The following is a 23,977-nucleotide window of genomic DNA, read 5'->3' as shown; positions in this document are numbered from 1 at the left end:
GCGGGGGTCTACCGTTCCGGCATGCTCGATCGCCTCCGGGACAACACGCGCGCCGCCAAGCTGCTGGCCGACGTGTTCGACTTCGACGTCACCCGCCTCGACCCGGTCGAACCGGTGCGGCTCGCCTCCGGCGGCGCCCTCCAGGCGGTCGCCGGCGACGCCTCGGGCGGCACGTTCTTCGTCTGCGACGGCGGCCCCGTGCTCTACGCCGATTCCGAAGGCAGCGCCGGGGTCCTCGCCGCCGACCTCGAGGGTGCGATCCGCCTGGTCGTCGGCGTTCCGACCTGGCCGGACGTCGTCGCGTGCGCCCCCGACCTCGACGCGATGCGCGACGCCTTCGAAGCCTCCTACGCCGAGCTGGAAGAAGACGAGCCCGCGATCGACCGGCTCCGCGCCGAAGTGGCCGCAGAGCTGGAACTCGGCCAGGTCCCCCTCGAGGACCTGCTGACCTCGCTGAGCGCCTGCCTGACCGAGCTCTCCCCCGCCTACGTGCTGCTCAACGAAGACGGCGACGCCTACGAACCGCTGTGACCCCGGCGCGGCTCAGCCGTGCAGGGCGCTGCCGGCCTGCCAGGCGCTCCAGCTGATCGCCCAGTCGCCGTGGCCGTTGTTGATCGACAGCTGCGGCCCGCCCGAGTTGGTGACCTCGACGACGTCGCCGACGTTGAAGGTGTCGAAGAACCACTTGGCGTTCTCGGTGTTCATGTTGAGGCAGCCGTTGGAGACGTTGTCGCTGCCCTGCACGCCCACCGTCTTCAGGTTCTCGTGCAGGTATTCGCCGTCGTTGGAGATGCGGACGTTCCAGTTCTCCGGCGCCTTGTAGTACCCCGGGTCGCCCTCGCACACGCCGTAGCTGCAGGAGTCCATGATCTTGTGGTCCTCCTTCCCCAGCACGGTGTGCGTGCCGTTGAAGGTCGGCGTCGGGCCGCGGGGCGGGGTGTCGGCGGTCTTGCCCATGCTGATCGGCGCGGTCTTCACCAGCTGGCCGTTGTGGAACGCCTTGATCTGGTGGGTCTTGCCGTCCGCCTTGGCGACCCACGAGTCGTGCACCTTGTAGGTGGCCGAGACGTCCTGGCCGCCGTACAGGCCACCGCCGATGGGCGTGCCGAAGTTCGCCGTCTCCAGCTTCACGGTCGAGCCCGGCTTCCAGTAGTCCTTGGGCCGGTAGTGCACTTCGCGCTTGTTCACCCAGTACCAGCCGCCGTCCTGGGACGGCGAGGACGTCACCTTGAGTGACTTCTCCACCGTGGCCTTGTCGGCGATGTCGCGGTCGAACTTCAGGCCGATGATCAGGCCGACGCCGAAGTCACCCGAAGCCGACTGGAACAGCGCCGGGCTGGCGACCCCGGCCGGCTTGACCGTGTGCACCTCGCCGCGCTGCTCGGTGGGCGCGCCCTCCTGGTTCACCGCGGTGGCGACCACCTGGTACGTCGACGCGTACCGCAGGCGGTCCTTGCTGGTCCACGTCGTCTTGTCCGGCGAGAGCTCGCCCTGGACGGCGTTGCCGGTCTGCGGGTTCGTCACCGCGACCGCCTGCAACGTGCCGCCCGACGCCTTGACGACGATCGGGTCCTTCGGGCTCAGCTGCTCCTCGCCGGCGGGGAGGAACGCCACCGTCGCCGCCGGCATCCCGGACGCGGTCGGCGTGCCCGCCGCGCCGATCGCCCCGACCGCCTGCGCGGTCCCCGCGGTTTCCGAGTTCCCACTGCACGCCGCCAGCAACAGGGCCGCCAGGCCGAGCCCGGCGATGCGGATCATTCTCACGACCCCCAAGACGCGCCACCCCGTCCGAAGTTGTGTAACGATCCGATTTCCCGGACCGGGCCCGGTGCACCGGGCCGAGAGGTGGCGGCGCGGACCGCACTTCCCCTGCGGCCGCGCCACCACCCGAGCGCGGACATTACCGGACCCTCGAACTCCTGTTCGAGCCGGGGTGTCTGATCGCGTCTCCGCACAAAGCGGGCGCTTACAATAGGAGCGACCGCGCGGGCGGCGAGCTGGGAGGACCACCGGATGACGATGTCGCTGTCGGCCGAACTCTGGCCGGACGTGCAGCCGGAGACCGCCCGGCGGCTCATGCTGGCCGGTGTGGAGGCCTTCGCCCAGCGCGGCTACCACGCCACCACCACGCGGGACATCGCCGGCGCCGCGGGGATGTCGCCCGCCGCGCTCTACGTGCACTTCCCCTCCAAGGCCGCGCTGCTGTTCGCGATCAGCCGGTACGGCCACGAGCAGACCCTCGCGCTGGTCGAGAACGTCGTCGCCAAGGAATCCGATCCGGTCGAGCGGATCCGGCTGATCGTCGAGGACTTCGTGGCCTGGCACGCCCGGCGCCACACCGTCGCCCGGGTCGTCCAGTACGAGCTGCAGGCGCTGCCCGAGCAGGAGTTCGAGGTGGTCGCCGCGCTGCGGCGGCGGATCGAGCGGATCGTGCGGGAGGTCATCGCCGAGGGCGCCGAGGCCGGCGTGTTCACGGTGTCCGACCCGCACGTCGCCGCCCGGGCCGTGCTTTCGCTCGGCGTCGACGTCGCCCGCTGGTACAGCGAGCGCGCCCGCCAGACGCCGGCTGCGCTCGGCGCGGAGTACGGCGGGCTGGTGCTGCGCATGCTCGGAGTAGCGGACACAGTCTGACCGCTATCTGCGGCAGAGTGGGCTCGTGCACACCGTCCTCGACACGCGGGCCCTCAACCGCGCCACCCTCGCCCGGCAGCTGCTGCTCGAGCGCTCCGGGCTGCCCGTCCTCGACGCCGTCGCCCACCTCGGCGGCCTGCAGGCGCAGGAACCGCAGGAACCGTTCACCGGGCTGTGGTCGCGGCTGCGCGCGTTCGACCCGGCCGCGCTGGATGCGCTGCTGACCGGGCGGCGCGTGGTGCGGACCCACCTCATGCGCCGCACCGTGCACCTGCTCACCGCCGACGACGTCCTCGCGTGGCGGACCCGGTTCGACACCATGCTGCGGCAGCGGGTGGTCGGCGTCTACCGCCAGGAACTGGCGGGCGTCGACTTCGCCGAGCTGGCCGCGGCCGGCCGGGCGGTGCTGGCCGACGGCGAGCCCCGCTCGATGGGCGAGCTCGCGCGGGCGGTCGCCGACCGGTGGCCGGCGCCGGGCCCGCGGCCGCTCGGCGAACTGCTGGTCGCGGCGCTGATCCCGTCGGCGCAGCTGCCGCCGCGCGGGCTGTGGCGCACCAAGGCGGGCGTGCGGAACCTGCCGCTGGCCGCGTGGCTCGGCCGCGACGCCGACCCGCTCGACCCCGGTGACGGCGTCGGGCGGACGCTGGTCCGCCGCTACCTGGCGGCGTTCGGCCCGGCGGCCACGGCGGACCTGCGCGCCTGGTCCGGCCTGGCCGGGCTGCCGGCCGCGGTGAAGGCGGTGCGCGAGGAGCTGGTGGCCTTCCGCGACGAGCGGGGCCGCGAGCTGCTCGACCTGCCGGACGCACCCCGGCCGGACCCGGCCACCCCGGCACCGGCGCGGTTCCTGCCGGCGTTCGACAACGCGATCCTCGGCTACGACGACCGCACCCGCATCATCGACGACGCCCACCGCGGGCTGTCGGTGGCGGGCGAGCGCGTGGTCCTGGTGGACGGCCGGGTCTCGGCGACCTGGACGGTGGCGGAGCAAACGGTGGTGGTCCACCCGCTGCGGCGGCTGACCGGGCCCGAACGCGACGAGGTCACGGCGGAGGGAAGCGAGCTGGCCGCTTTCTTGAGCGACGGCGAAAGCGACCGGGTGCGGCTGGAAGCGGACTGAGGCGGCCGGGCGGCCGCCGAAGACAGCCGACAGCGCGACGGCCCGGCGGCGGAGCGCGGTCCGTGGGCACGGTCGCCTCGGTGGCGAACGCGGCGGAACCGGCTGAGCTACCCCACCGCGCGCGTGAAGCGGTCCGCCACTTCGCGCAGTCGTTCCACCAGCCCGGGCGGCGCCTCCTCGATCACGAAGTCGTACCCGAGCCGGGCCAGGTGGTACGGCACCGCGTCCAGGTCGTTCGCCCCGGTGCTCAACCGGCAGCTGGCCTCGTCGATCTCCTCCACCACGCCCGCGGTCGGCGGGACGCGGCGGGCCAGCGCGGCCGCCGGGGCGGCCACCCGCACGACCAGCCGGTGCGAATAGGGCGCGGTCGAGAGCTGCCGCGAGACGTACTCCGCCAGGTCCGGCTCGGGCGGCTCGCGCGGGGTGAAGCGGAAGCCCACCACCGGCACCGCGGCGATCCGGTCCGCACGGAACGTGCGCCAGTCCGCGCGGTCGAGGTCGAAGGCGACCAGGTACCAGCGGCGGCCCGTGTGGACCAGCCGCAGCGGCTCGACCGACCGCTGCGTCACGGTGCCGGCGCGGTCGCCGTAGCCGAAGCGCAGGCGCTCGTGGTCGCGGCAGGCCGCCGCGACCGTGGTCAGCACCTCGGCGTCCACCGTCGGGCCTGCCCCGGGCAGCGACACCGTCGCCGCCTGCAGGGCGCCCACGCGGGGCCGCAGCCGGGCGGGCAGCACCTGCTCCAGCTTCGCCAGCGCCCGCACCGACGTCTCCTCGATGCCGCTGACCGTCCCGCTCGCCGCCGTGCGCAAGCCGACCGCGACCGCCACCGCCTCGTCGTCGTCCAGCAGCAACGGCGGCAGCGCCGCGCCCGCACCCAGCCGGTAGCCACCCGCCACCCCCGGCGTCGCGTGCACCGGGTAGCCGAGGGACCGCAGCCGCTCGACGTCGCGGCGGACCGTGCGGACGTCGACCTCGAGGCGGGCCGCGAGCTCGGCGCCCGGCCAGTCCCGGCGCGCCTGCAGTAGCGACAGCAGCCTGAGCAGTCGCTCCGAAGTGCCGTACATGGCACGCAGTGTGCCAGACATCGCGGACAGGGGCTGTCCGCGATCCGCCGGAAGGTGCAGTCACGCCGCCAAACCCTTGCCAGGCACCACCCCGGCCGGAAAGAGTGACGCATGCCGATCGACCCGCACACCCTGCTCGCCGTCGCCCGTGAAGAAGCCGAGCGGGGCAAGGCCGAAGGCGGGGTGCCGATCGGGGCCGCGCTGTTCGACTCCGCCGGCACGCTCCTGGGCCGCGGGCACAACCGGCGGGTCCAGGACGGCGACCCGTCGATGCACGCCGAGACCGCGGCGTTCCGCAACGCCGGCCGCCGCCCGCACTACCGCGACACGATCATGGTCACCACCCTTTCGCCGTGCTGGTACTGCTCCGGGCTCGTCCGTCAGTTCGGTATCGGGCACGTCGTCATCGGTGAGGCCGAGACGTTCCACGGCGGTCACGACTGGCTCGCCGGGCTGGGGGTGCGGATCACCCTGCTCGACGATCCCGGCTGCACCGCGCTGATGACGGAGTTCATCGCCGCCCGCCCGGACCTGTGGTTCGAGGACATCGGGGTCGAGAAGTCCGAACAGGACAGTGTGTGACAGGAGCCGGCATGCCGTCATCCGTTCCGCTCGTGGACCTTTCGCCGTGGTTCGCGGGCACGTCCGAGGGCCGGGCCGAGGTGGCGGCCCGGATCGACCACGCGCTGCGCGAGTCCGGCTTCCTGCTGGTCACCGGGCACGGCGTCCCGGACGAGCTGCGCCACCGGACGCGTGAGCTGGCGCGGGAGTTCTTCGCGCTGCCCGAGGACGTCAAGCAGCGCTACGCCGTCACGGTCGGCGGCCGCGGCTGGCTGCCGCCGGGGGTCGAGGCCAACGGCTACGCGGAGGGCACCGAGACACCGCCGGACCTCAAGGAGTCCTACTCGGCGGGCGCGGACACCCGGACCGGCGTCGCCGAGGTCGACGGGTTCTGGTTCCAGCCGAACGTCTGGCCGCACGAGGTGCCCGGACTGGGCGAGGCGGCCACCGAGTACATGCGCCGGATGCGGGCGCTGGCCGACCACCTGCTGGAGATCTTCGCCGCCGCGCTCGGCCTCGCCCAGAGCCACTTCACCCGGCACACCGGGCACCCCACGTACACGTTCAACATCAACTGGTACCCGCCGCTGACCCGGGTCGGCCCGCCGGCGCCCGACCAGTTCCGGATCGGCCCGCACACCGACTTCGGCACGGTCACCGTGCTCGACCGCCAGGCCGGCGTCGGCGGCCTGCAGGTCTGCACGGCCGACGGCGAGTGGGAGGACGCGCCGTTCCACCCGGAGGCGTTCACGGTGAACATCGGCGACCTGATGGCCCGCTGGACGGGCGACCGCTGGCGCTCCACTCGCCACCGCGTGCTGCCCCCGGCCGCGACGGCACCGGACGAGGACCTCGTGTCGCTGATCTTCTTCTACGAAACCGATCACGACGCGCGGATCACGTCACTGGCGCCGCCGCTGGGCACCCGGACTTACCCCGAGGTGATCGCGTCGCAGTACCTCAAGGAGAAACTGGACGCGATCACCATGAGTTGATTCAGTCGCAGATCTGCCGGGCGATCGCGGCCGGGACTTCCTCGCAGATCTGCCCGGTGCCGCCGTGCAGCATCACCCATTTCCCGTTCTGGTTGGCGAACAGCATGCGGCCGCCGTCGATTTCGTTGGTGAAATGCGCGAACGCCCACGGCGCGGCGCATTTGATGCGCTGGAGACCGCGGCTGTCCACCGCCAGCGCCTCGGACGCCTTCTTGTTCGCCTTGAACGCGGCTTCCAGCGTGGCCTTGGTCGCCGAGGCACAAGCGTTCGCCGTCGTGCTCGCCGTGGCCGGCGCCGGCTCCGCCACCTGCACCGGAGCGGCTGCCTTGGTGGCTGTCGTCGCCGTCACCGTCGTGGCCGGTGCCGTCGGCGTGGCTCCGCCGGCGGTCGCCGGATCCTGCCGGCCGCTGCAGGCCGAAAGGAAGAATGCCGCCGCAACGGCGGTTCCGGCCCACGCGAAGCAACCCCTCGAATACATTTGTTTTCCCCCTGCGTCATCGACGGCCCCTCACCGTCTGCACAGCCATCAAGACGCCACGGGCGATTGCCGGTTGCCCGCCTTTCCTCACGGAAAGGTCACGGCTCCGGCTCGGCGCAGACCGTCCGGTTCCGGCCCGCCGCCTTCGCGCGCAGCAACGCCGTCTCCGCCGCCAGCAGGGCGTCGTCGAGCCCGGCCGCGCAGCCCGCCACGCCGATCGACACCGTCACCCCGACGAACTGCGGGCCGTCACCCGAAGCCTTCAGCGCCACCAGTGTCGAGGCGATGCGCAGCCGGATGCGTTCGGCGATCGCCATCGCGTCGAAGGCGCCGGTGCCGGGCAGCAGCACGGCGAACTCCTCGCCGCCGGAGCGGCCGACCAGGTCCGCCGAGCGGACCTCGTCGCGGAGGGTGCCGGCGACCGCGCGCAGGACGGCGTCGCCGATGCGGACGCCGTAGCGGTCGTTGAGGAGGCGGAAGTGGTCGAGGTCGAGCACCAGCACGGCCGGGCCGGGACCGTGGCCGCCGAGGCGGTCCAGCCGGGCTTCGGCGGCGCCGCGCCAGGACGCGGCGGTCAGCACGCCGGTGCCGGGATCGAGGGTGACGTGGTCGCGGCGGCCGGCCCCCAGCCCGCCGCGGTGCAGCACGACGGTGGCGCCGGCCAGCACCGGGACCAGCAGCGGCGCGGCGACGGCGGCCCAGGCGAGCGGGAGGCCGAACGCCGTCATCGCGGCGTCGAAGGCGTGTCCCGGCCCGGCTTCGCGCGGCCGGCGGGGCCCGTCGGCGCCGGTCACGAGCGCGGCGTTGACCGCGAGGAACACCAGCCCGGCGGCGGTGAGCAGGAGGACGGTCCGGCCGTCGAGGACCCCGCCGAGCGGCCGGACGCGGGTCGCGGCGAGGAAGGCACCGGCGGCGAGCCCGGCCAGCGCCGTCGCCGCGACGCCGAACACCTGCCGGTGGACGGGTTTTCTGCGGACCCGGAACCACTGGTGCAGTGCCGAGAGCACCACCAGCGCGGCCGCCAGTGCGGGCCGGAGCACGAGCACCCCGGCGAAGATCCACGGTGTGTCGACGCCGGGTCCGAGGAGGGTGTCCTCGCGGTGGCGTTCCACCGGCCGCGCGAGCTCCGCCGACACCAGCATCCCACCCGCGAGCAGCGCGAACGGCGGCAGCAGCGCGGCGAGCGGCGGGAACCGGACGGCGGCGAGCACGACGGCGGCGACGGCGAGGGCGTCGACCCCGACGAAGTAGCAGACCTGGCCGCGGCGCGGCAGCCGCCACAGCGCCCAGCGCCGCAGGGCCCAGCGTTGCGGGAGGAGGGCGGGCAGGAACCGGCCCGGGCGGCGTCCCCCGCCGGCGGCGACCGTGGAATCCCCCACCATCTCGGCAAAGTAGCCGGAATGCGGGCCCGTGTCACTCCGCCTTCAGGGGAATTTAACAACGCTGACCGAGACGGTCGCCGTCGGTCATTTTCCGACCGGTGGAGGGTTGACACACATTATTGGTCTAGTCCACTGTGTGGTGGCACACAGCACTCCTCCCGGGTTGATCCCGCCGCCTCAAACCGGAGGTGCTCCACCGGCACGTATGGAGGACCCCCATGAAATCAGTGCGCCGTCTCCTCACCCTCGCGGCCGCGGCTTCGGCCGCGCTGGCGACGACGGTCGGGCTCGCCCCGCAGGCCATGGCCGCGGTCGACCCCGTGCTCGCCTCGCCGTACCTGTACCAGTGGGGCGGGCAGACCAGCCCGACCGCCGCGATGTCCGCGACCGGCGTGAAAGCGTTTACGCTCGCCTTCGTCCTGTCCGACGGCACCTGCAACCCGAAGTGGGACGGCAGCCGGTCGCTGACCGGCTCGGACAAGACGATGATCCAGAACATCCGCAACGCGGGCGGGGACGTCATCCCCTCCTTCGGCGGCTGGTCCGGCACCAAACTGGGCTCGAAGTGCACGTCGGCCTCCGCGCTGGCGGGTGCCTACCAGAAGGTGATCGACGCCTACGGCCTCAAGGCGATCGACCTCGACATCGAGAACACCGACGAGTTCCAGAACAACACCGTGCAGGACCGGATCTTGGGCGCGGTCAAGCTGACCAAGCAGAAGAACCCGAACCTGAAGGTCGTCATCACCATCGGCACCACCACGACCGGCCCGGACTCGTGGGGCAAGCGCCTGATCAACCAGGCCAAGGCGATCGGCGCGCCGGTCGACGTCTGGTCGGTCATGCCGTTCGACTTCTCCAGCGGCGGTGACATGGCCGCGCTGACGAAGTCCGCGGTCGACGGGCTGAAGAACCAGCTCAAGACCACCTTCGGCTGGAGCGACGACACCGCCTACCGGCACAGCGGCCTCTCCTCGATGAACGGCAAGACCGACAACGCGGGCGAGACGGTCACGGTGGCGAACTTCAACTCCATCCGCGGCTACGCGGCGAGCCACCACCTGGCCCGCTTCACGTTCTGGGCCACCAACCGCGACTGCAGCGGCGGTGGCGAGTGCAGCGGCATCTCCCAGGACAAGTACGCGTTCACCAAGATCGTCGCCAGCTACACCGGCTGACGTCCCGGACCCGTAGTGGGGCTGTCGGGGGCCCTCTCACCGGCATCGGGGTCGGTGAGGGGGCCTTCGCGGGGGCTGGCCGTCAGCGCGGAAGCCCGCGGCTCACGAACTGTCACACGGCCGCAATCTGGGTCACCTACCGTCTTCGCATGACGAGCACCGAAGCGGCCGGCTACCGCGACAAAGTCGTGGCCGTCGAGCCCGGCGGGATCGAACCCGTCGCCGACGCCGACCGGCACGGACGGCCGCGGCAGCTGGCCTGGACCTGGGCCTCGCCCAACCTCGAGTTCGCCACCGTCTTCGTCGGCGTCCTCGCCGTCACCGCCTTCGGGCTCTCCTTCACCCAAGCCGCGCTCGCCGCCGTCGTCGGGAACGGGCTCGGCGCGCTGGCGCACGGTGTCCTGTCCGCGCGCGGCCCGCGCTACGGCGTGCCGCAGATGGTTCTCGGGCGGGCCGCGTTCGGGTACCGCGGCAACCTGCTGCCGGCCGCGCTGATGTCGGTGATGGCCGGCATCGGCTGGTTCGCCGTCAACAGCGTCAGCGGCGCCTTCGCGCTGACCAGCCTGACCGGGCTGCCCGTGCTCGCGTGCCTCGTGCTCGTCGTCGCGGTGCAGATCGTGATCGCCTTCTTCGGGCACAACCTCGTCCAGGCGTACGAAAAGTACGTCTTCGCCGTCCTGGCCGTCGTGTTCGCCGTCGCGAGCGTCGTCGTCTTCACGAAGGCCGGGCCCACCGCGAACGAAGGCAGCCCCGGCGGGTTCCTCCTCGCCGTCGGCACCGCGTTCGGCTACACGGCAGGCTGGAACCCGTACGCCGCCGACTACACGCGCTACCTGCCGAAGACCGCGTCGAAACGCGCGATCGGCCTGTACGCCGGCGGCGGAATGTTTCTCTCCACCACCGTCCTGATGCTCGCCGGCGCCGCCTCGGCGACCATCGGCGGCCCGGCCGACGCCAACCCGGCGACGGCGTTCACCGGGCACCTGCCCGGCTTCCTCGCCGCCGCGACGCTGCTCGCCATCACGCTCGGCGCGGTCGCCGCGAACGTCCTGAACGTCTACTCGGGAGCGCTGGCCTTCCTCGCCCTCGGCGTCCGGCTGCCGCTGGCCTGGCGCCGAGCGGTCGTCGCGGTGGCCTTCGGCGCGGTCGGGTTCGTGCTGGCCTGGCTCGGGCTCGCCGACGCCGGACACGCCTACGAGAACTTCCTGCTGGTCATCGCCTACTGGATCGGCCCGTGGCTCGGCGTGCTGCTGGCCGATCACCACCTCCGCCGCGGCACCGGCTTCGGCGACCTGCTCGCCGACCGGAGCCATCGCAACACCGCCGGGTTCACCGCGTTCCTCGTCGGGCTGGTGGTGTCCGTGGGCCTGTTCGCGAACCAGGCGCTCTACACCGGGCCGATTCCGAAAGCGGTTCCCGGCACCGGCGATCTGACCTTCGCCGCCGGTTTCGCCCTCGCCGCCGGCACGTACCTCCTGCTCCGCCGTCAGCGCACCGGCACGCCGGAGGCGTACCCACCTCCGCAGTAATACGGATAGCACCCGTAGTACGGCGGCGGGTTCCAGGTGGGCGGCGGCGTGCGCGTCTTCGTCGTCGGGGACGGCGGCGGCAGGTCGACCGTGACCGTCGGGGTCGGCGTCGGGCTCGGCGTCGGGCGCGCGTGCATCACCACCGGCGACGGCGTGGTGGTCTCGGTCGGGACGGCGGCGAGCGCGGTCGACGTCGGCACCGCGGTGGCCGGCTGCAGCTGCGGGAACTGCCGGTCGCCGGGAACCGCGTCCGGCCGGGTCGCGAGCACGATCACCAGCCCGCCCAGCACGACGACGACCGCCGAAGCCAGCGCCACCCGCGCCACCCCGCGTGCCCCGGCTTCGGGCTCGCCACCCCGGCGCGCGGCCAGCTCGGCCGCCCGCGAACCCGGTTTGCGCGGGCGCGTCCCGGTCTGCCTGAGCAGCTCGTCGACCGTGACCCGGTCCCGCCGCCTGCGCGCACTGCGCGTCATGCACGACCTCCACCCGCTACACCCGCCGCCACGTCCACCGGCGGCGGCCTGATCCCGGTGGATAGTAGAAACCGTTGCGGGCATTTGTAAACGCGCTGATCGCCGCGGTCTCGTTACCGTCTCGAGACATCCGGATCGGGTTCCCGGCCGTAGCCGTCAACGAGCCGCGAACCGCCGCCGCAACCCCGCCACGCGGCGCGTCACCGGCGCGAACTCCGGCAGCTTCAGCACCGCCAGCAACCCGAACGGCACGGCCATCCCGAGCAGCCCCTGCACCGGCAGCTTCACCCACGCCCCGGGGATGACCCCGAGCGACGCCGGCACGGCGTGCCCCGCCAGCACCGCCGCGACCACGCCGAGCCCGCTCACCGAAAGCGTGATCAGCCCGACCCGCAGCGACCGCTTGCTGCGCAGGTGCCCGAGCCGGACCCACAGCCAGACCTGGCCGAGCACCGCCCCGACCACGAACCCGGCCCCGTTGACCAGCATCACGCCGTAGACCACGTGCTCGCCGTCGAGCAGGCCGCGGCAGAGCAGCAGCAGCGGGATCTTCACCGCCGTCATCACCAGCATGATCAGCGTCGGCGTGCGGGCGTCCTTCATCGCGTAGAACACCCGCAGCTGCAGCATCACCAGCGCGAACGGCAGCAGCCCGACCGCCGACACGGCCAGGGTCTGACCGAGCCGTTCGGCGTCTTCGAGGGTGCCGCGGCCCCAGGTGAAGATCGCGATGCCGATCGGCGTGCCGACCACCGCCAGCACCGCCGAGATCGGCACGAAGAGGACCGTCGAGATGCGGGAGGCGAGCGAGAGGTCACCGACGAGCGAGACCGTGTCGCCGTCCGCGGCCGCGCGGCTCATCCGGGGCATCAGCGCCGTCAGGAGCGAGACGCCGAGGATGCCGTACGGGAGCTGGAACAGCAGGGACGCGTAGCTGTAGGCCGTGACGCCGCCGCTGTTGCCGCCGGTCAGCACCCGGGTGGTGATCACGAATCCGACGTGGCTGACCACGACGTAACCGAGGATCCACGCGGCGAGCCCGCCGAACTCCCTGATCCGCGGGTCGAAGCCCCAGCGCCAGCGGAACCGGAACCCGGTGCGCAGCAACGCCGGGATCAGCACGACGGCCTGCGCGACGATGCCGAGCGTGGTGCCGAGGCCAAGCACGAGCAGCTTCGGATCGCTCATCCGCACCGGGTCGAGGGTCAGCTCCCCCGGTACGACGGCGAACACGACGAGCGTGCCGGTGACCACGACGTTGTTCAGCACCGGCGCCCAGGCCGGCGGGCCGAAGACGTTCTGCGCGTTGAGGATGGCCGACAGCAGCGCGAACAGGCCGTAGAAGAGGATCTGCGGCAGCAGCAGGTACGCCAGCGCGGTGGTCAGCGCCGGGTTCGCGGTCGGGGACGATTTGTCGACGTAGAGGGCGGTGAACAGCGGCGCGATCGCCACCGCGACGGCCGTGCCGACCACGAGCAGCACCAGTGCCATGGTGATCAGCCGCTGCGTGTAGGCGCGGCCGCCGTCCGGGTCGTCGTGCGAGCGGACCAGCAGCGGCACCACGACGCTGGCCAGGACACCGCCGAACAGCAGCTCGAAGACGATGTTGGGCAGGGTGTTCGCGACGGTGAAGGAGTCGTTGACCACCCCGGTCCCGACCACGGCGGCGAGCAGCAGCTTCGCGACGAACCCGGTGACCCGGCTGACGGCGGAGGCGACCGCCATCCGCCCGCTGGACCGGGCCAGCGACGAGCCGGCACCCTCCCCACGCCCGGCGCTGACCGGCGACGCGGGCGGCCGCGCGACGATCTGGCCGGCGAACTCGTCGTACGGCCGCCGCGAAACGTCGAGGTCACGGGTCGGCCAGTGCGGGCCACGCAGCTCGCTCGGGAGGAAGACCGTCGCCTCGTCGTCCACCGGTGGTGGGTGCTCCGCCATGGGGACAAGCCTGCCAGGTCGGGGTCACGCACGGGAGTCCGAACACTTGTTCGACCCGGCGACGCTCGGTGACGCTCAGGCGGCGGCGGTGATCTCCAGCGCGGCCCGCCCGGCCTCGGTCAGCTCGGCGGCCACGCGCCCGGTGCCGCCTTCGACGGCGGGCCGCAGGTAGCCGCCGTGGGCGAGGGCGTGCGCGGTGACCTGATCGCAACAGGCGAATCCGTCGATGAAGAGATCGGGCTCGCAGCTGCACGACATCTGCGCGCGACCCGCGGCCACCGCCTTCAGCATCGCCATTGCGCGGTGGGTGAGCTCGACTCGTGAACCGGACACCGGGATCGCCTTCCTCGTTCGTCGCTACACCGGGTTATTCGCCCGATGGGCCGATTGTGTTACTTACGGCACTATGACGTTTGAGGGGTGGGTCGGGTTCCGTTACTCTTCCCTCTCGGCGACTTGCTCCTCTGCCGGGGTTCGGCTGAAGGAGACTCGCGAGTCTGCCGTGGCTCAGCTGCAAGAGACTGCCGAGTCTGCCGGGGTTCTCGGGCTTGTCCTCGCCGGACGGGCAGGCTCTGGGATGGCCCCTGGCTCTCGTTGTCGGGTCGCCTTGAGTGGGTGGGCCGCGGGAGGTCATCCCGTCGCCTGATTGAGGCCTATCACTTTGAGCCGGGCCCGCAAGCTTGCGTTGTCTTGTCGCCTTGCGCTGCTGGTTGCGGGCCCGGCTCAAAGTGATTTTGGGGCCTCAGGCGACGGGATGACCTCGCCGCTCCTTTGGCTGGTTGGCTCAGGCCAACCGGAGCTCCAGCGTCTTTGCCCACTCTCGGACGATCTGGCGTCTTCTGCGGGTGTCATCCGTCAACAGGTTCGCCAAGCCCAGGCCTCTGGCAAGGTCCAGTGTTGCCTGGACCAGCTCTCGTACCCCGGGCTTCGACTCGTCCACTCCCAGGAGTTCCACCGTTACCCGGTGGGCCTCGCGGCCCACCCGGGCCTCCAGGGGGACCAGCACGTCACGTAGGGCTTCGTCGGTCGCCGCCACTGACCACAGCTGCAGGGCCGCTCGGAACAGGGGGCCCGTGTACAAGTTCAGGACCATTTCGACCACTCGCTCGATGCGGGATGCTCCGCTCGGGAGGTCGGCCGCCTGGGCTCGGAGCTCGTCGATCTGGGCCTCACCCAGGAGGTCCACCGCCGCCACCACCAGGTCCTCTCGGGCCGGGAAGTGGTGCTGGGCCGCTCCTCGGGAGACGCCCGCTCGCTCGGCGATCCCGGCCACCGTCACGCCGTGCCAGCCTCGCTCGCCGAAGCTGTCCAGGGCCGCTTCGATCAAGCGGCGCCTTGTTGTCCGGCTGCGCTCCTGCTGGGGTTCGCGGATGCCCGTCAAGCGCGTTCCACCCAGAAGTCGAGCTGGAGGTCTTCCTCCGCCGTGTCGCCGATGCGGTACTTCGCGAAGTCGGTGACGCCTTCGGCCCTCAATACCTCGTCGTCGAGGAAGAAGTTCCCGGTCGCTTCGCGGCTCGGCTTCGTCAGGATTGCGTGAGCCGCGTCGGCCATGATCTCCGGTGTCCTGCTTCGGGACGCCAGCTCCGCCCCCACCACGTTGCGGATCGCCGCCGTGTCGATCGTTGTCCGGGGCCACAGGGAGTTGGCCGCGATGCCGTCCTTCTTCAGCTCGGCCGCCAGGCCTACCGTCACCAAGCTCATCGAGTACTTGGCGATGCTGTACGCGAGGTGGCCCGCGGTGAACCACTTCTCGTCGAGGCTGATCGGCGGGGACAGCGTGAGGATGTGCGGGTTCGCCGACCGGCGGAGGTGGGGGATGGCCAGTTTGGACAGCAGGAACGTCCCGCGGGCGTTGATGTCCTGCATCAGGTCGTACCGCTTCATGCTGACCTGCTCGGTCGGGGTCAGGTCGATCGCGCTCGCGTTGTTGACCACCACATCGATGCCGCCGAACCGCTCGACCGTCTTCGCCACCGCCTCCGCGACACCGTCGTCGTCGCGGACGTCGCCGACCAGCGGCAGTGCGTGGCCGCCCGCCTTTTCGATCGCCTCGGCCGCCGTGTGGATCGTGCCGGGCAGTTTCGGGTGGGGCTCGGCCGTCTTCGCCAGGAGTGCCACGTTCGCGCCGTCGGCCGCCGCGCGGAGGGCTATTGCCTCGCCTATTCCGCGGCTTCCGCCCGACATCAGGATCGTCTTTCCCGCCAAGGTAGCCAAAGTGACCCTCCTAGTAGGACTTCGGGAGGCCGAGGCTGTGCTGGCCGACGAAGTTGAGCACCATCTCGCGGCTGACCGGGGCGATCCGGCCCAGCCGCACCGCCGTGACCAGCGTGCCGAGGCCGTATTCGGTGGCCAGGCCGTTGCCGCCGTGGGTCTGGACGGCCTGGTCCGTCGCGCGGATCGCGACTTCGGCAGCGGCGTACTTGGCCATGTTGGCCGACTCCCCCGCGCCGAAGTCGTCGCCCGAGTCGTAGAGCGACGCCGCCTTCTGCGTCATCAGCTTCGCGAGCTCCAGCTCGATCTTGATCTCGGCCAGGGGGTGCGCGAGGCCCTGGTGCGTGCCGATCGGCGCGCCCCAGACCTTCCGCTCGTTGGCGTAGCCCACGGCCTTGGCCAGCGCGTACCGGGCGATGCCGAGCGAGAACGACGCCCCCATGATGCGTTCCGGGTTCAGGCCCGCGAACAGCTGCGCGATCGCCGCGTCCTCCTCGCCGACCAGCGCCTCGGCCGGGAGCTTGACGTCGTCGAGGAACAGCGAAAACTGGTTCTCCGGCGCGACGATGTCCATCGGGATCTTCGTGTGCTCGAAGCCTTCGGTGTTCGTCGGGAGGATGAACAGCGCCGGCTTGAGGCGGCCGGTCTTCGCGTCCTCGGTGCGGCCGACGACGAGCACCGCGTCGGCCTCGTCGACGCCGGAGATGTACACCTTGCGGCCGTTGAGGACCCAGCCGCCGGAGTCCCGCCGCGCGGTGGTGGTGATCTTGTGCGAGTTCGACCCGGCGTCCGGCTCGGTGATCGCGAAGACCATCCGCTTGCTGCCGTCGGCGATGCCGGGCAGCCACTGCTTCTTCTGCTCGTCGGTGCCGAAGCGGGAGATCACCGTGCCGCAGATGGCCGGCGAGACCACCATGAGCAGCAGCGGCGAGCCCGCGGCGGCGAGTTCTTCGAGCACCGCGGCGAGGTCGGCGATGCCCGCGCCCCCGCCGCCGTACTCCTCCGGGATGTTGACGCCGAGGTAGCCCAGCCGCCCGGCCTCGTCCCAGAGCTCGTGGGTCTTCTCGTCCGCGCGGGCCTTGCGGGCGTAGTACTCGTGCCCGTACTTGGCGCCCAGCTCGGCGACGGCCTTGCGAAGCGCGATCCGCTCCTCCGGCTCGATGAAGTTCATCGCGTTCATTCTGCTTCTCCCACCACCGCGAGGATCGTGCCCACTTCGACCTGCTGTCCCACTGTCACCGGCAGTTCCGCCACCACGCCGTCGGCGGGGGCGGCGATCCGGTGTTCCATCTTCATCGCTTCGAGCCACAGCAGCGGGTCGCCCGCCTTCACCGGGTCCCCGGCCTGCACGGCAAGCCGCACGACGGTGCCGGGCATCGGCGCGACCAGCGACCCGGCGGCCAGAGCCGCGTCCGGGTCGGCGAACCGCGGCTCGGCCTCGAGCGCCACCGAGCCGAGCGCGGAGTCCACATAGGACACACCGTCGTGGCGGGCGACGTCGAAAGTGCGCCGCACGCCGTTCACCTCGAGCACGACCCGGCCCGGCTCGGCGCTCACCAAACCGGCCTCGAACCCGTCGGCCCTCAGTCCGTCGCGAGTCAGCGAGTAGACCACTTCGTACTCGCGATCGGCCACCGTGAAGACCTTGCGCTGCCCGGCCGAACGGACGTTGCGCCAGCCGCTGGGCAAACGGCCCTGCGTGGTGGCTCGCGCCCGGTTGGCCGCCGCGTCCGCGAGGGCCGCGGCGAGGGCGGACAGCCGTTCGGTGTCGGGCGTGGCCAGCGGCGCGGCGAGGGTGTCGAGGCCGTGGCGGTCGAAGAACGCCGTGTCGGTCTCGCCGGCCAAGAAGGCTTCGTGGCGCAGGATGTTCACCAGGAGGTCGCGGTTGGTGACGACGCCGTGGATCTTCGTCGCCGCCAGGGCCTTGGCGAGCCGGCGGGCCGCCTCGGCGCGGGTCGGGGCCCAGGTGATCACCTTGGCCAGCATCGGGTCGTAGTGGACGCCCACCACCGAGCCGGTCTCGAAGCCGGAGTCGAGCCGCAGGCCGGGGCCGTGGGTGAACGACCGGTCCGCATCGGGCACCGCGAACGTGTGGAGCGTGCCGCTCTGCGGCTGCCAGTTCGCGGCCGGGTCTTCGGCGTAGAGCCGGACCTCGATGGAGTGGCCCACCGTGGGCGGCGGGTCGGCCGGCAGGCGCTCGCCCTCGGCGATCCGCAGCTGCAGGGCGACCAGGTCGAGGCCGGTGACGTTCTCGGTGACCGGGTGCTCGACCTGCAGCCGGGTGTTCATCTCGAGGAAGTAGAACCGGCCGTCCGGCCCGGCGAGGAACTCGACCGTGCCCGCGCCGACGTAGTCGATCGCCTCGGCCGCCTTGCGCGCGGCGTCGAACAGCTCCTCGCGCATGGCCGCGTCGACGAACGGCGAGGGCGCTTCCTCGACGACCTTCTGGTGCCGGCGCTGGATCGAGCACTCCCGCTCCCCCACCGCCCAGACCGTGCCGTGGGTGTCGGCCAGCACCTGGACCTCGATGTGCCGCCCGGTCTCCAGGTACCGCTCGCAGAACACGGTCGGGTCGCCGAACGCGGACCCGGCCTCGGCGCTCGCGCCTTCCACCGCTTCGGCCAGCTCGTCGAGCGAACGCACCACGCGCATGCCGCGGCCGCCGCCGCCGGCCGACGCCTTGACCAGCAACGGCAGGTCGGCTTCGGTGACCGAGTCCGGGTCCAGTTCGGACAGCACCGGGACGCCCGCGGCGGCCATCAGCCGCTTGGACTCCACTTTGGAACCCATGGTCTCGATGGCCTCCGGCGGCGGCCCGACCCACGTGAGTCCCGCGTCGAGCACGGCTCGCGCGAAGGCGGCGTTCTCGGACAGGAAGCCGTAACCGGGGTGGACGGCGTCGGCGCCGGTTTCGGCCGCGGCCTTGACCAGCAGTTCGGCCCGCAGGTACGTCTCGGCCGGTGCGTTGCCGGGCAGCCGGACGGCCGCGTCGGCTTCGAGGGCGTGCGGCGCGGCGGCATCGGCGTCGGAGAACACCGCGACCGTGCCGATCCCGGCGTCGCGGCAGGTGCGGAAGACGCGGCGGGCGATCTCGCCGCGGTTGGCGACCAGCAGGTTCTGGATCATCGCTCGCTCACATCCGGAAGACGCCGAAGCCCTCGGCGCCCTTCACTGGTCCATTGTGGATCGCGGACAGGCTCAGGCCCAGCACGGTACGGGTGTCGCGCGGGTCGATGATGCCGTCGTCGTAGAGCATGCCGGAGAGGAACATCGGCATCGACTCGGCTTCGATCTGCCCCTCGACCATGGCCCGCATGGCCTTGTCGTGCTCCTCGTTGTACTCCTGGCCACGGCTCTCGGCGGCCGCGCGAGCCACGATCGACAGCACGCCGGCCAGCTGGGCCGGGCCCATCACCGCGGACTTCGCGCTCGGCCAGGCGAACAGGAACCGGGGATCGTAGGCACGGCCGCACATGCCGTAGTGGCCGGCGCCGTATGACGCTCCCATGAGGACGGACAGGTGCGGCACCTTCGAGTTCGACACCGCGTTGATCATCATCGCGCCGTGCTTGATGATCCCGCTCTGCTCGTACTCCTTGCCGACCATGTAGCCGGTCGTGTTGTGCAGGAACACCAGCGGCGTGTGGATCTGGTTGGCCAGCTGGATGAACTGCGCGGCCTTCTGCGACTCCTCGCCGAACAGCACGCCCTGCGCGTTCGCGAGGACGCCGACCGGGTAGCCGTGGATGCTCGCCCAGCCGGTGACCAGGCTCGACCCGTACAGCGGCTTGAACTCGTCGAAGTCGGAGCCGTCGACGACGCGGGCGATGACCTCGCGCGGGTCGAACGGCACCTTGAGGTCGGTCGGCACGATGCCGAGCAGGTCCTCGGCGTCGTACAGCGGCTCGGCGTAGTCCGGCTTGGGCGTCGGCCCCTGCTTGGTCCAGTTCAGCCGCTTGACGATGTTCCGGCCGAGGCGGATCGCGTCGGCCTCGTCGACGGCCAGGTAGTCGGCCAGGCCCGACGTCCGCGCGTGCATCTCGGCGCCGCCGAGCGACTCGTCGTCGGACTCCTCGCCGGTGGCCATCTTGACCAGCGGCGGCCCGCCGAGGAACACCTTGGCGCGCTCCTTGACCATCACGACGTAGTCCGACATGCCCGGCAGGTACGCCCCGCCCGCGGTCGAGTTGCCGAAGACCAGCGCGATCGTCGGGCAGCCCGCGGCCGAGGCCCGCGTGATGTCGCGGAAGATCCGGCCGCCGGGGATGAAGATCTCCTTCTGCGTCGGCAGGTCGGCGCCGCCGGACTCGACCAGGTTGATCGACGGCAGCCGGTTCTGCGCGGCGATGTCCGCGGCCCGGAAGCTCTTCTTGGTCGTCCACGGGTTGCTCGCGCCGCCCTTGACCGTCGGGTCGCTGGCCGAGATCAGGCACTCGACGCCTTCGACCACGCCGATGCCGGTGACCAGGCTCGCGCCGACGCGGTAGTCGGTGCCCCAGGCCGCCAGCGGCGACAGCTCCAGGAACGGCGAGTCCTCGTCGAGCAGCAGCTCGACGCGTTCCCGCGCGAGGAGCTTGCCGCGCTTGCGGTGCCGTTCGACGTACTTCTCGCCGCCGCCGGCCACGGCCTTGGCGTGCTCGGCGTCGATCTCGGCGAGCTTCTCCAGCATCGCCTCGCGGTTCGCGCCGAACTCGGCGGCCCGCGTGTCCACTGTGGACCTCAGAGCAGTCACGAGGTGTATCCCAATCGCTTCGCGGCCAGGCCGGTGAGGATCTCGGTGGTGCCGCCGCCGATGCCGAGGATCCGGACGTCGCGGTAGTGGCGCTCCACTTCGGACTCGCGCATGTAGCCGAGCCCGCCGTGCAGCTGGACGGCCTCGTTGACCACCCATTCGGCGGCCTCGACGGCGGTGTTCTTGGCGAAACAGGCTTCGGCGATGACTTCCTCGCCCGAGACGTGCCGGATCGCGGCCTGCCGGGTGTAGGTGCGGGCCACGTCGACCTTCCGCGCCATCTCGGTGAGCTTGTGCTGGACGACCTGCCGCGAGATGAGCGGGCGGCCGAACGTCTCGCGCAGCCGGCACCAGTCCAGCGTCAGGTCGAGCGCCCGCTGGGCGTGCGCGTAGGCCTGCACGGCCAGCGACAGCCGTTCGGTGACGAACTGGGTGGCCACCTGCGCGAAGCCGCTGTTCTCGGCCCCCACCAGGTTTTCCGACGGCACCCGGACGTCCACGTAGGACAGCTCGGCGGTGTCGGAGCAGAGCCAGCCCATCTTGTCGAGCTTGCGGCTCACGGTGAACCCGGGTGTGCCGCGTTCGACGACGATCAGCGAAAGCCCGTGCGCGCCGTCGCCGCCGGTGCGGACCACGGTCGTCACGAAGTCCGCGCGGCAGCCGGAGGTGATGAACGTCTTGGCGCCGTTGATGACGTACTCGTCGCCCTCGCGGACGGCGGTGGTCCGGATGCCGGCGACGTCGGAGCCGCCGTCGGGCTCGGTGACGGCGAGCGAGCCGATCTTGGCGCCTTCGAGCGTCGGCCGCACCCAGCGTTCGACCTGCACCGGGTCGCCGGCCTCGGCGATGTGCGGGACGGCGATGCCGCAGGTGAACAGGGAGGCGAAGAGGCCGCCGGAGCCACCTGCGTAGTGCATCTCCTCGGCGACGACCAGCGCGTCGAGGTAGTTGCCGTCGCCGCCACCGATCTCCTCGGGGAACGCGACACCCAGCAGGCCGAGTTCCCCGGCCTTCCGGTGCAGGTCGCGCGGCAGCTCGCCGTCGCGCTCCCAGTCGTCGAGGTGCGGCAGGACCTCCTGCTCGACGAACCTGCGGACGGTCTTGCGCAGCTCGGCCCGTTCGGGCGTCCGGAAGAGGTCGGTCACCGCAGGACCTCCGGGACGTCGATCTCCCGCGACCGCAGCCACTCGCCGAGGGCCTTGGCCTGCGGGTCGAACCGCGCCTGCGAGGCGACGCCCTCGCCGAGGATGCCTTCGACGACGAAGTTCATGGCCCGCAGGTTCGGCAGCAGGAAGCGGGTCACCGGCACGTCCGCGGTCTCGGGCAGCAGCCGCTTGAACTCGGCGACGGTCAGCCGGTGCACCAGCCACCGCCACGCCTGCTCCGAGCGCACCCAGACGCCGACGTTGGCGTTGCCGCCCTTGTCGCCGCTGCGGGCGCCGGCGATCGTGCCCAGCGGCACCCGCCGCACCGGCCCGTGGTCCAGGGGTTCGGGCAGCGCCGGTTCATCCACTTCGGACAGGTCCTGAGTGGACGCCGAAGGCGCTATGTCGACTCGCATGCCGTCGGGCAGCACGGCGACGTGCGGCACCTTCGCCGCGTCCACGTAGGCCGCGGTGTAGACGCCGTAGGGCGAGGCGTCCGACGGCGGCGCCGTCACGTGGAAGCCGGGGTAGCTCGCCAGCGCGAGTTCGACGGCCGCGCCGGTGAACGCGCGCCCGGCCACCTTCGGATCGGCGTCCTTGACGGCGACGTGCAGCAGTGCGCTGGCGGTCTGCTCGGTGTCGGCGTCGCGGTGGTCGGTGCGGGCGAGGGTCCACCGGACGTCCGCCGGCGGCCGGTCCTTCATGGACGTTTCGAGCTGTTCCCGCACCAGGGCGGCTTTCGCCTCGATGTCGAGTCCGGTGAGGACGAACGTGGTCTCGTTGCGGAACCCGCCGAGGGTGTTGAGGGCGACCTTCAGCGTCGGCGGCGGCGCTTCACCGCGGACGCCGGAGATGCGGACGCGGTCGGGGCCGTCTTCGGCCAGCGTCAGCGTGTCGAACCGGGTCGTCACATCGGGTCCGGCGTACCGCGCGCCGGTGATTTCGTAGAGCAGCTGCGCGGTGACCGTGCCGACGTTCACCACACCCCCGGTTCCGGGGTGCTTGGTGATGACGCTGGAGCCGTCGGCCTCGATCTCGGCGATCGGGAAGCCGGGCACGCCGAGGCTGTGCTCGGTGAAGAAGGCGTAGTTGCCGCCGGTGGCCTGGGCACCGCACTCGATGACGTGCCCGGCGGCGACCGCGCCGGCGAGCGCGTCGAAGTCGTCGCGGGCCCACCCGTAGTGCGCGGCGGCCGGGCCGACGATGACGGAGGCGTCGGTGACGCGGCCGGTGACGACGACGTCGGCGCCCGCGTTCAGGCACTCGGCGATGCCCCAGGCGCCGAGGTAGGCATTGGCGGTCAGCGGTTTCCCGAGGTCCAGCTCCTCGGCGCGCTGCACGAGGTCATCGCCTTCGACGTGCGCGATCTTCACGTCGAGGCCCAGTTTCGCCGCCAGTTCCCGGAGCGCGTCGGCCAGCCCGGCGGGGTTGAGCCCACCGGCGTTGGCGACGATCTTGACACCCTTTTCCCGCGCCAGCCCGAGGTTCTCCTCCATCTGGCGCAGGAACGTCTTGGCGTAGCCGCGGGTGGCGTCCTTCATCCGGTCGCGGCCGAGGATCAGCATGGTCAGCTCGGCCAGGTAGTCGCCGGTCAGGACGTCGAGCGGGCCGCCGGTGAGCATCTCGCGGACGGCGGAGAACCGGTCGCCGTAGAAGCCCGAGGCGTTGCCGATGCGGTAGGTCATGTGAACTGCCCCGGCTTCCGGCCATTTCCGGGCGGCCCTGCGAACGCCTGCGCGACGCCCAGCCACTCCTCGACGTCGGCGCCGTGGGCGACCAGGTCGGTGTCGGCCGGGTGCCGCCGCTGGGTGACGACCAGGCAGAAGCCGACCGCGCTGCCGGTGAGCTTCTGCTCGGCGTCCTCGGGCCCGAACGCCCAGGTGGAGCCGTCCGGCGCGGTCAGTTCGACGCGGAATTCCTCTGTCGGCGGAGCGAGGGAGTTGACCTTGTAGGCGAAGTCGCGGGTGCGCGTGCCGAAGCGGGCGATGTGCCAGAGGCGCGCGGTGGGCTCGCGGGTCAGGCCGAGGGCGTCGAAGATGTCCTGGCCGTGCGCCCAGGTCTCCATCATCCGCGCGGTGGCCATCGAGGCGGCGCTCATCGGCGGCCCGTACCAGGGCAGCTTCTGCCCGTCCGGCACGGCCGCCAGGGCTTCGGCCAGCAGCGCGCGGCCTTCGCGCCAGTCTTCGAGAATCTCCCGAGGCGGCCGCTGCGCTCCGGCCGCGGCGCCGTCGTCGACGTACGTCTCCCCGGTCTTGAGGAGCTCCTCGACCTCGGCCTGCCAGTCTTCCGGGTGCGCCGCCGCGATCAGCGACTTCCGGTCGGTCCAGGCCAGGTGCGCGATCTGGTGCGCGATCGTCCACCCTTCGGCGGGTGTCGCGCGCGCCCAGTCCGCCGCGGGCAGGCCCGCGACCACGTCGTCGATCGTCCGTGCTTCCGCGTCGAGATCCCCGAGGATCACGCCGAGGTCCGCCATCGCCCGCCTCCTTGCGTCCTGGCCGCCAGCGTGGCACCGGCCGACAGAAAAATCAAGCACGCCTGATTGT

The 23,977-nt window shown here is 71.7% G+C and carries 22 protein-coding genes; 7 read left to right on the top strand and 15 right to left on the bottom strand.

The features are described from left to right. Positions 1-21 precede the first annotated feature (21 nt). Complete coding sequence (locus ABZX11_RS16735; protein WP_176176360.1) at positions 22-531, top strand: hypothetical protein; 510 nt, start codon at positions 22-24, stop codon at positions 529-531. Between the two features lie 12 nt (positions 532-543). On the opposite strand, the gene ABZX11_RS16730 is transcribed toward ABZX11_RS16735, so the two are convergent. Continuing rightward, entirely contained in the window at positions 544-1,758 is a 1,215-nt protein-coding gene (locus ABZX11_RS16730; RefSeq protein WP_354913773.1) for an Ig-like domain-containing protein, read from the bottom strand. Positions 1,759-2,013: 255 nt separating this feature from the next. Here ABZX11_RS16730 and ABZX11_RS16725 point away from each other — a divergent pair, with 255 nt between their 5' ends. Continuing rightward, positions 2,014-2,631, top strand: a complete 618-nt coding sequence (locus ABZX11_RS16725) for a TetR/AcrR family transcriptional regulator (protein WP_354913771.1) — start codon at positions 2,014-2,016, stop codon at positions 2,629-2,631. 25 nt (positions 2,632-2,656) lie between these two features. After that, on the top strand, positions 2,657-3,748 hold the full coding sequence (locus ABZX11_RS16720) for a winged helix DNA-binding domain-containing protein (protein ID WP_354913769.1): 1,092 nt from the start codon (positions 2,657-2,659) through the stop codon (positions 3,746-3,748). A gap of 107 nt (positions 3,749-3,855) precedes the next feature. Here ABZX11_RS16720 and ABZX11_RS16715 read toward each other — a convergent pair whose 3' ends face one another. Then, entirely contained in the window at positions 3,856-4,812 is a 957-nt protein-coding gene (locus ABZX11_RS16715) for a YafY family protein (protein ID WP_354913767.1), read from the bottom strand. 111 nt (positions 4,813-4,923) lie between these two features. Here ABZX11_RS16715 and ABZX11_RS16710 point away from each other — a divergent pair, with 111 nt between their 5' ends. Both ABZX11_RS16710 and ABZX11_RS16705 read left to right on the top strand, forming a co-directional pair. Beyond that, positions 4,924-5,394: a nucleoside deaminase gene (locus tag ABZX11_RS16710; protein WP_354913765.1), complete on the top strand. Its 471-nt coding sequence runs from the start codon at positions 4,924-4,926 to the stop codon at positions 5,392-5,394. 11 nt (positions 5,395-5,405) lie between these two features. Further along, entirely contained in the window at positions 5,406-6,368 is a 963-nt protein-coding gene (locus tag ABZX11_RS16705; protein WP_354913763.1) for a 2-oxoglutarate and iron-dependent oxygenase domain-containing protein, read from the top strand. 1 nt (position 6,369) lies between these two features. Here ABZX11_RS16705 and ABZX11_RS16700 read toward each other — a convergent pair whose 3' ends face one another. Both ABZX11_RS16700 and ABZX11_RS16695 read right to left on the bottom strand, forming a co-directional pair. Then, positions 6,370-6,717 (bottom strand): hypothetical protein, encoded by a 348-nt coding sequence (locus ABZX11_RS16700; RefSeq protein ID WP_354913761.1) that lies wholly within the window; start codon positions 6,715-6,717, stop codon positions 6,370-6,372. A 227-nt stretch (positions 6,718-6,944) separates the two neighbouring features. Continuing rightward, the gene (locus tag ABZX11_RS16695; RefSeq protein WP_176176353.1) at positions 6,945-8,228 is read right to left on the bottom strand and encodes a GGDEF domain-containing protein; all 1,284 of its coding nucleotides are present in this window, start codon (positions 8,226-8,228) and stop codon (positions 6,945-6,947) included. 218 nt (positions 8,229-8,446) lie between these two features. Here ABZX11_RS16695 and ABZX11_RS16690 point away from each other — a divergent pair, with 218 nt between their 5' ends. Together ABZX11_RS16690 and ABZX11_RS16685 are read left to right on the top strand one after the other, a co-directional pair. Next, positions 8,447-9,406 carry a chitinase gene (locus ABZX11_RS16690; RefSeq protein ID WP_354913759.1) on the top strand — a complete coding sequence of 320 codons (960 nt, stop codon included), beginning with the start codon at positions 8,447-8,449 and terminating at the stop codon, positions 9,404-9,406. A 149-nt stretch (positions 9,407-9,555) separates the two neighbouring features. After that, positions 9,556-10,935 carry a cytosine permease gene (locus ABZX11_RS16685; protein ID WP_354913757.1) on the top strand — a complete coding sequence of 460 codons (1,380 nt, stop codon included), beginning with the start codon at positions 9,556-9,558 and terminating at the stop codon, positions 10,933-10,935. Here the strand turns inward: ABZX11_RS16685 and ABZX11_RS16680 are convergent. From ABZX11_RS16680 to ABZX11_RS16630, 11 genes are all read right to left on the bottom strand, one after another. Then, complete coding sequence (locus tag ABZX11_RS16680) at positions 10,893-11,408, bottom strand: hypothetical protein (RefSeq protein ID WP_176176350.1); 516 nt, start codon at positions 11,406-11,408, stop codon at positions 10,893-10,895. The genes ABZX11_RS16685 and ABZX11_RS16680 overlap by 43 nt on opposite strands. A 156-nt stretch (positions 11,409-11,564) precedes the next feature. Continuing rightward, complete coding sequence (murJ, locus tag ABZX11_RS16675; RefSeq protein ID WP_354913755.1) at positions 11,565-13,346, bottom strand: murein biosynthesis integral membrane protein MurJ; 1,782 nt, start codon at positions 13,344-13,346, stop codon at positions 11,565-11,567. A gap of 75 nt (positions 13,347-13,421) precedes the next feature. Further along, complete coding sequence (locus tag ABZX11_RS16670; protein WP_176176349.1) at positions 13,422-13,679, bottom strand: hypothetical protein; 258 nt, start codon at positions 13,677-13,679, stop codon at positions 13,422-13,424. Positions 13,680-14,130: 451 nt separating this feature from the next. Next, complete coding sequence (locus tag ABZX11_RS16665) at positions 14,131-14,727, bottom strand: TetR family transcriptional regulator (protein WP_176176348.1); 597 nt, start codon at positions 14,725-14,727, stop codon at positions 14,131-14,133. Then, entirely contained in the window at positions 14,724-15,560 is an 837-nt protein-coding gene (locus ABZX11_RS16660) for an NAD(P)-dependent oxidoreductase (RefSeq protein WP_354913752.1), read from the bottom strand. Before ABZX11_RS16660 ends, ABZX11_RS16665 begins: the two co-directional genes overlap by 4 nt. A 10-nt stretch (positions 15,561-15,570) precedes the next feature. Further along, on the bottom strand, positions 15,571-16,737 hold the full coding sequence (locus tag ABZX11_RS16655; RefSeq protein WP_354913750.1) for an acyl-CoA dehydrogenase: 1,167 nt from the start codon (positions 16,735-16,737) through the stop codon (positions 15,571-15,573). Then, entirely contained in the window at positions 16,734-18,683 is a 1,950-nt protein-coding gene (locus ABZX11_RS16650; RefSeq protein ID WP_354913748.1) for a biotin carboxylase N-terminal domain-containing protein, read from the bottom strand. Before ABZX11_RS16650 ends, ABZX11_RS16655 begins: the two co-directional genes overlap by 4 nt. Before the next feature lie 7 nt (positions 18,684-18,690). Continuing rightward, on the bottom strand, positions 18,691-20,289 hold the full coding sequence (locus ABZX11_RS16645) for a carboxyl transferase domain-containing protein (RefSeq protein ID WP_354913746.1): 1,599 nt from the start codon (positions 20,287-20,289) through the stop codon (positions 18,691-18,693). Continuing rightward, positions 20,286-21,434 carry an acyl-CoA dehydrogenase family protein gene (locus ABZX11_RS16640; protein WP_354913744.1) on the bottom strand — a complete coding sequence of 383 codons (1,149 nt, stop codon included), beginning with the start codon at positions 21,432-21,434 and terminating at the stop codon, positions 20,286-20,288. The genes ABZX11_RS16645 and ABZX11_RS16640 overlap by 4 nt, the downstream gene beginning before the upstream one ends. After that, positions 21,431-23,119, bottom strand: coding sequence for an acyclic terpene utilization AtuA family protein (locus ABZX11_RS16635; protein WP_354913742.1), 1,689 nt, complete (start codon positions 23,117-23,119; stop codon positions 21,431-21,433). Before ABZX11_RS16635 ends, ABZX11_RS16640 begins: the two co-directional genes overlap by 4 nt. Further along, positions 23,116-23,907, bottom strand: coding sequence for a TIGR03084 family metal-binding protein (locus ABZX11_RS16630; RefSeq protein WP_176176341.1), 792 nt, complete (start codon positions 23,905-23,907; stop codon positions 23,116-23,118). The genes ABZX11_RS16635 and ABZX11_RS16630 overlap by 4 nt, the downstream gene beginning before the upstream one ends. Positions 23,908-23,977: the final 70 nt, after the last annotated feature.

The sequence above is a fragment of the Amycolatopsis sp. NPDC004169 genome (assembly GCF_040610315.1).
In the GTDB taxonomy this organism is placed as follows: Bacteria; Actinomycetota; Actinomycetes; order Mycobacteriales; family Pseudonocardiaceae; genus Amycolatopsis.
This window is presented reverse-complemented; position numbering and strand designations above follow the sequence as displayed.

Coding starts and splice junctions, on each gene's coding strand:
- ABZX11_RS16735 (WP_176176360.1), top strand. CDS start 22: ATGCTCGATCGCCTCCGGGACAACACGCGCGCCGCCAAGCTGCTGGCC.
- ABZX11_RS16730 (WP_354913773.1), bottom strand. CDS start 1,758: ATGATCCGCATCGCCGGGCTCGGCCTGGCGGCCCTGTTGCTGGCGGCG.
- ABZX11_RS16725 (WP_354913771.1), top strand. CDS start 2,014: ATGACGATGTCGCTGTCGGCCGAACTCTGGCCGGACGTGCAGCCGGAG.
- ABZX11_RS16715 (WP_354913767.1), bottom strand. CDS start 4,812: ATGTACGGCACTTCGGAGCGACTGCTCAGGCTGCTGTCGCTACTGCAG.
- ABZX11_RS16710 (WP_354913765.1), top strand. CDS start 4,924: ATGCCGATCGACCCGCACACCCTGCTCGCCGTCGCCCGTGAAGAAGCC.
- ABZX11_RS16705 (WP_354913763.1), top strand. CDS start 5,406: ATGCCGTCATCCGTTCCGCTCGTGGACCTTTCGCCGTGGTTCGCGGGC.
- ABZX11_RS16695 (WP_176176353.1), bottom strand. CDS start 8,228: ATGGTGGGGGATTCCACGGTCGCCGCCGGCGGGGGACGCCGCCCGGGC.
- ABZX11_RS16690 (WP_354913759.1), top strand. CDS start 8,447: ATGAAATCAGTGCGCCGTCTCCTCACCCTCGCGGCCGCGGCTTCGGCC.
- ABZX11_RS16685 (WP_354913757.1), top strand. CDS start 9,556: ATGACGAGCACCGAAGCGGCCGGCTACCGCGACAAAGTCGTGGCCGTC.
- ABZX11_RS16680 (WP_176176350.1), bottom strand. CDS start 11,408: ATGACGCGCAGTGCGCGCAGGCGGCGGGACCGGGTCACGGTCGACGAG.
- murJ (WP_354913755.1), bottom strand. CDS start 13,346: ATGGCGGAGCACCCACCACCGGTGGACGACGAGGCGACGGTCTTCCTC.
- ABZX11_RS16655 (WP_354913750.1), bottom strand. CDS start 16,737: ATGAACGCGATGAACTTCATCGAGCCGGAGGAGCGGATCGCGCTTCGC.
- ABZX11_RS16650 (WP_354913748.1), bottom strand. CDS start 18,683: ATGATCCAGAACCTGCTGGTCGCCAACCGCGGCGAGATCGCCCGCCGC.
- ABZX11_RS16635 (WP_354913742.1), bottom strand. CDS start 23,119: ATGACCTACCGCATCGGCAACGCCTCGGGCTTCTACGGCGACCGGTTC.
- ABZX11_RS16630 (WP_176176341.1), bottom strand. CDS start 23,907: ATGGCGGACCTCGGCGTGATCCTCGGGGATCTCGACGCGGAAGCACGG.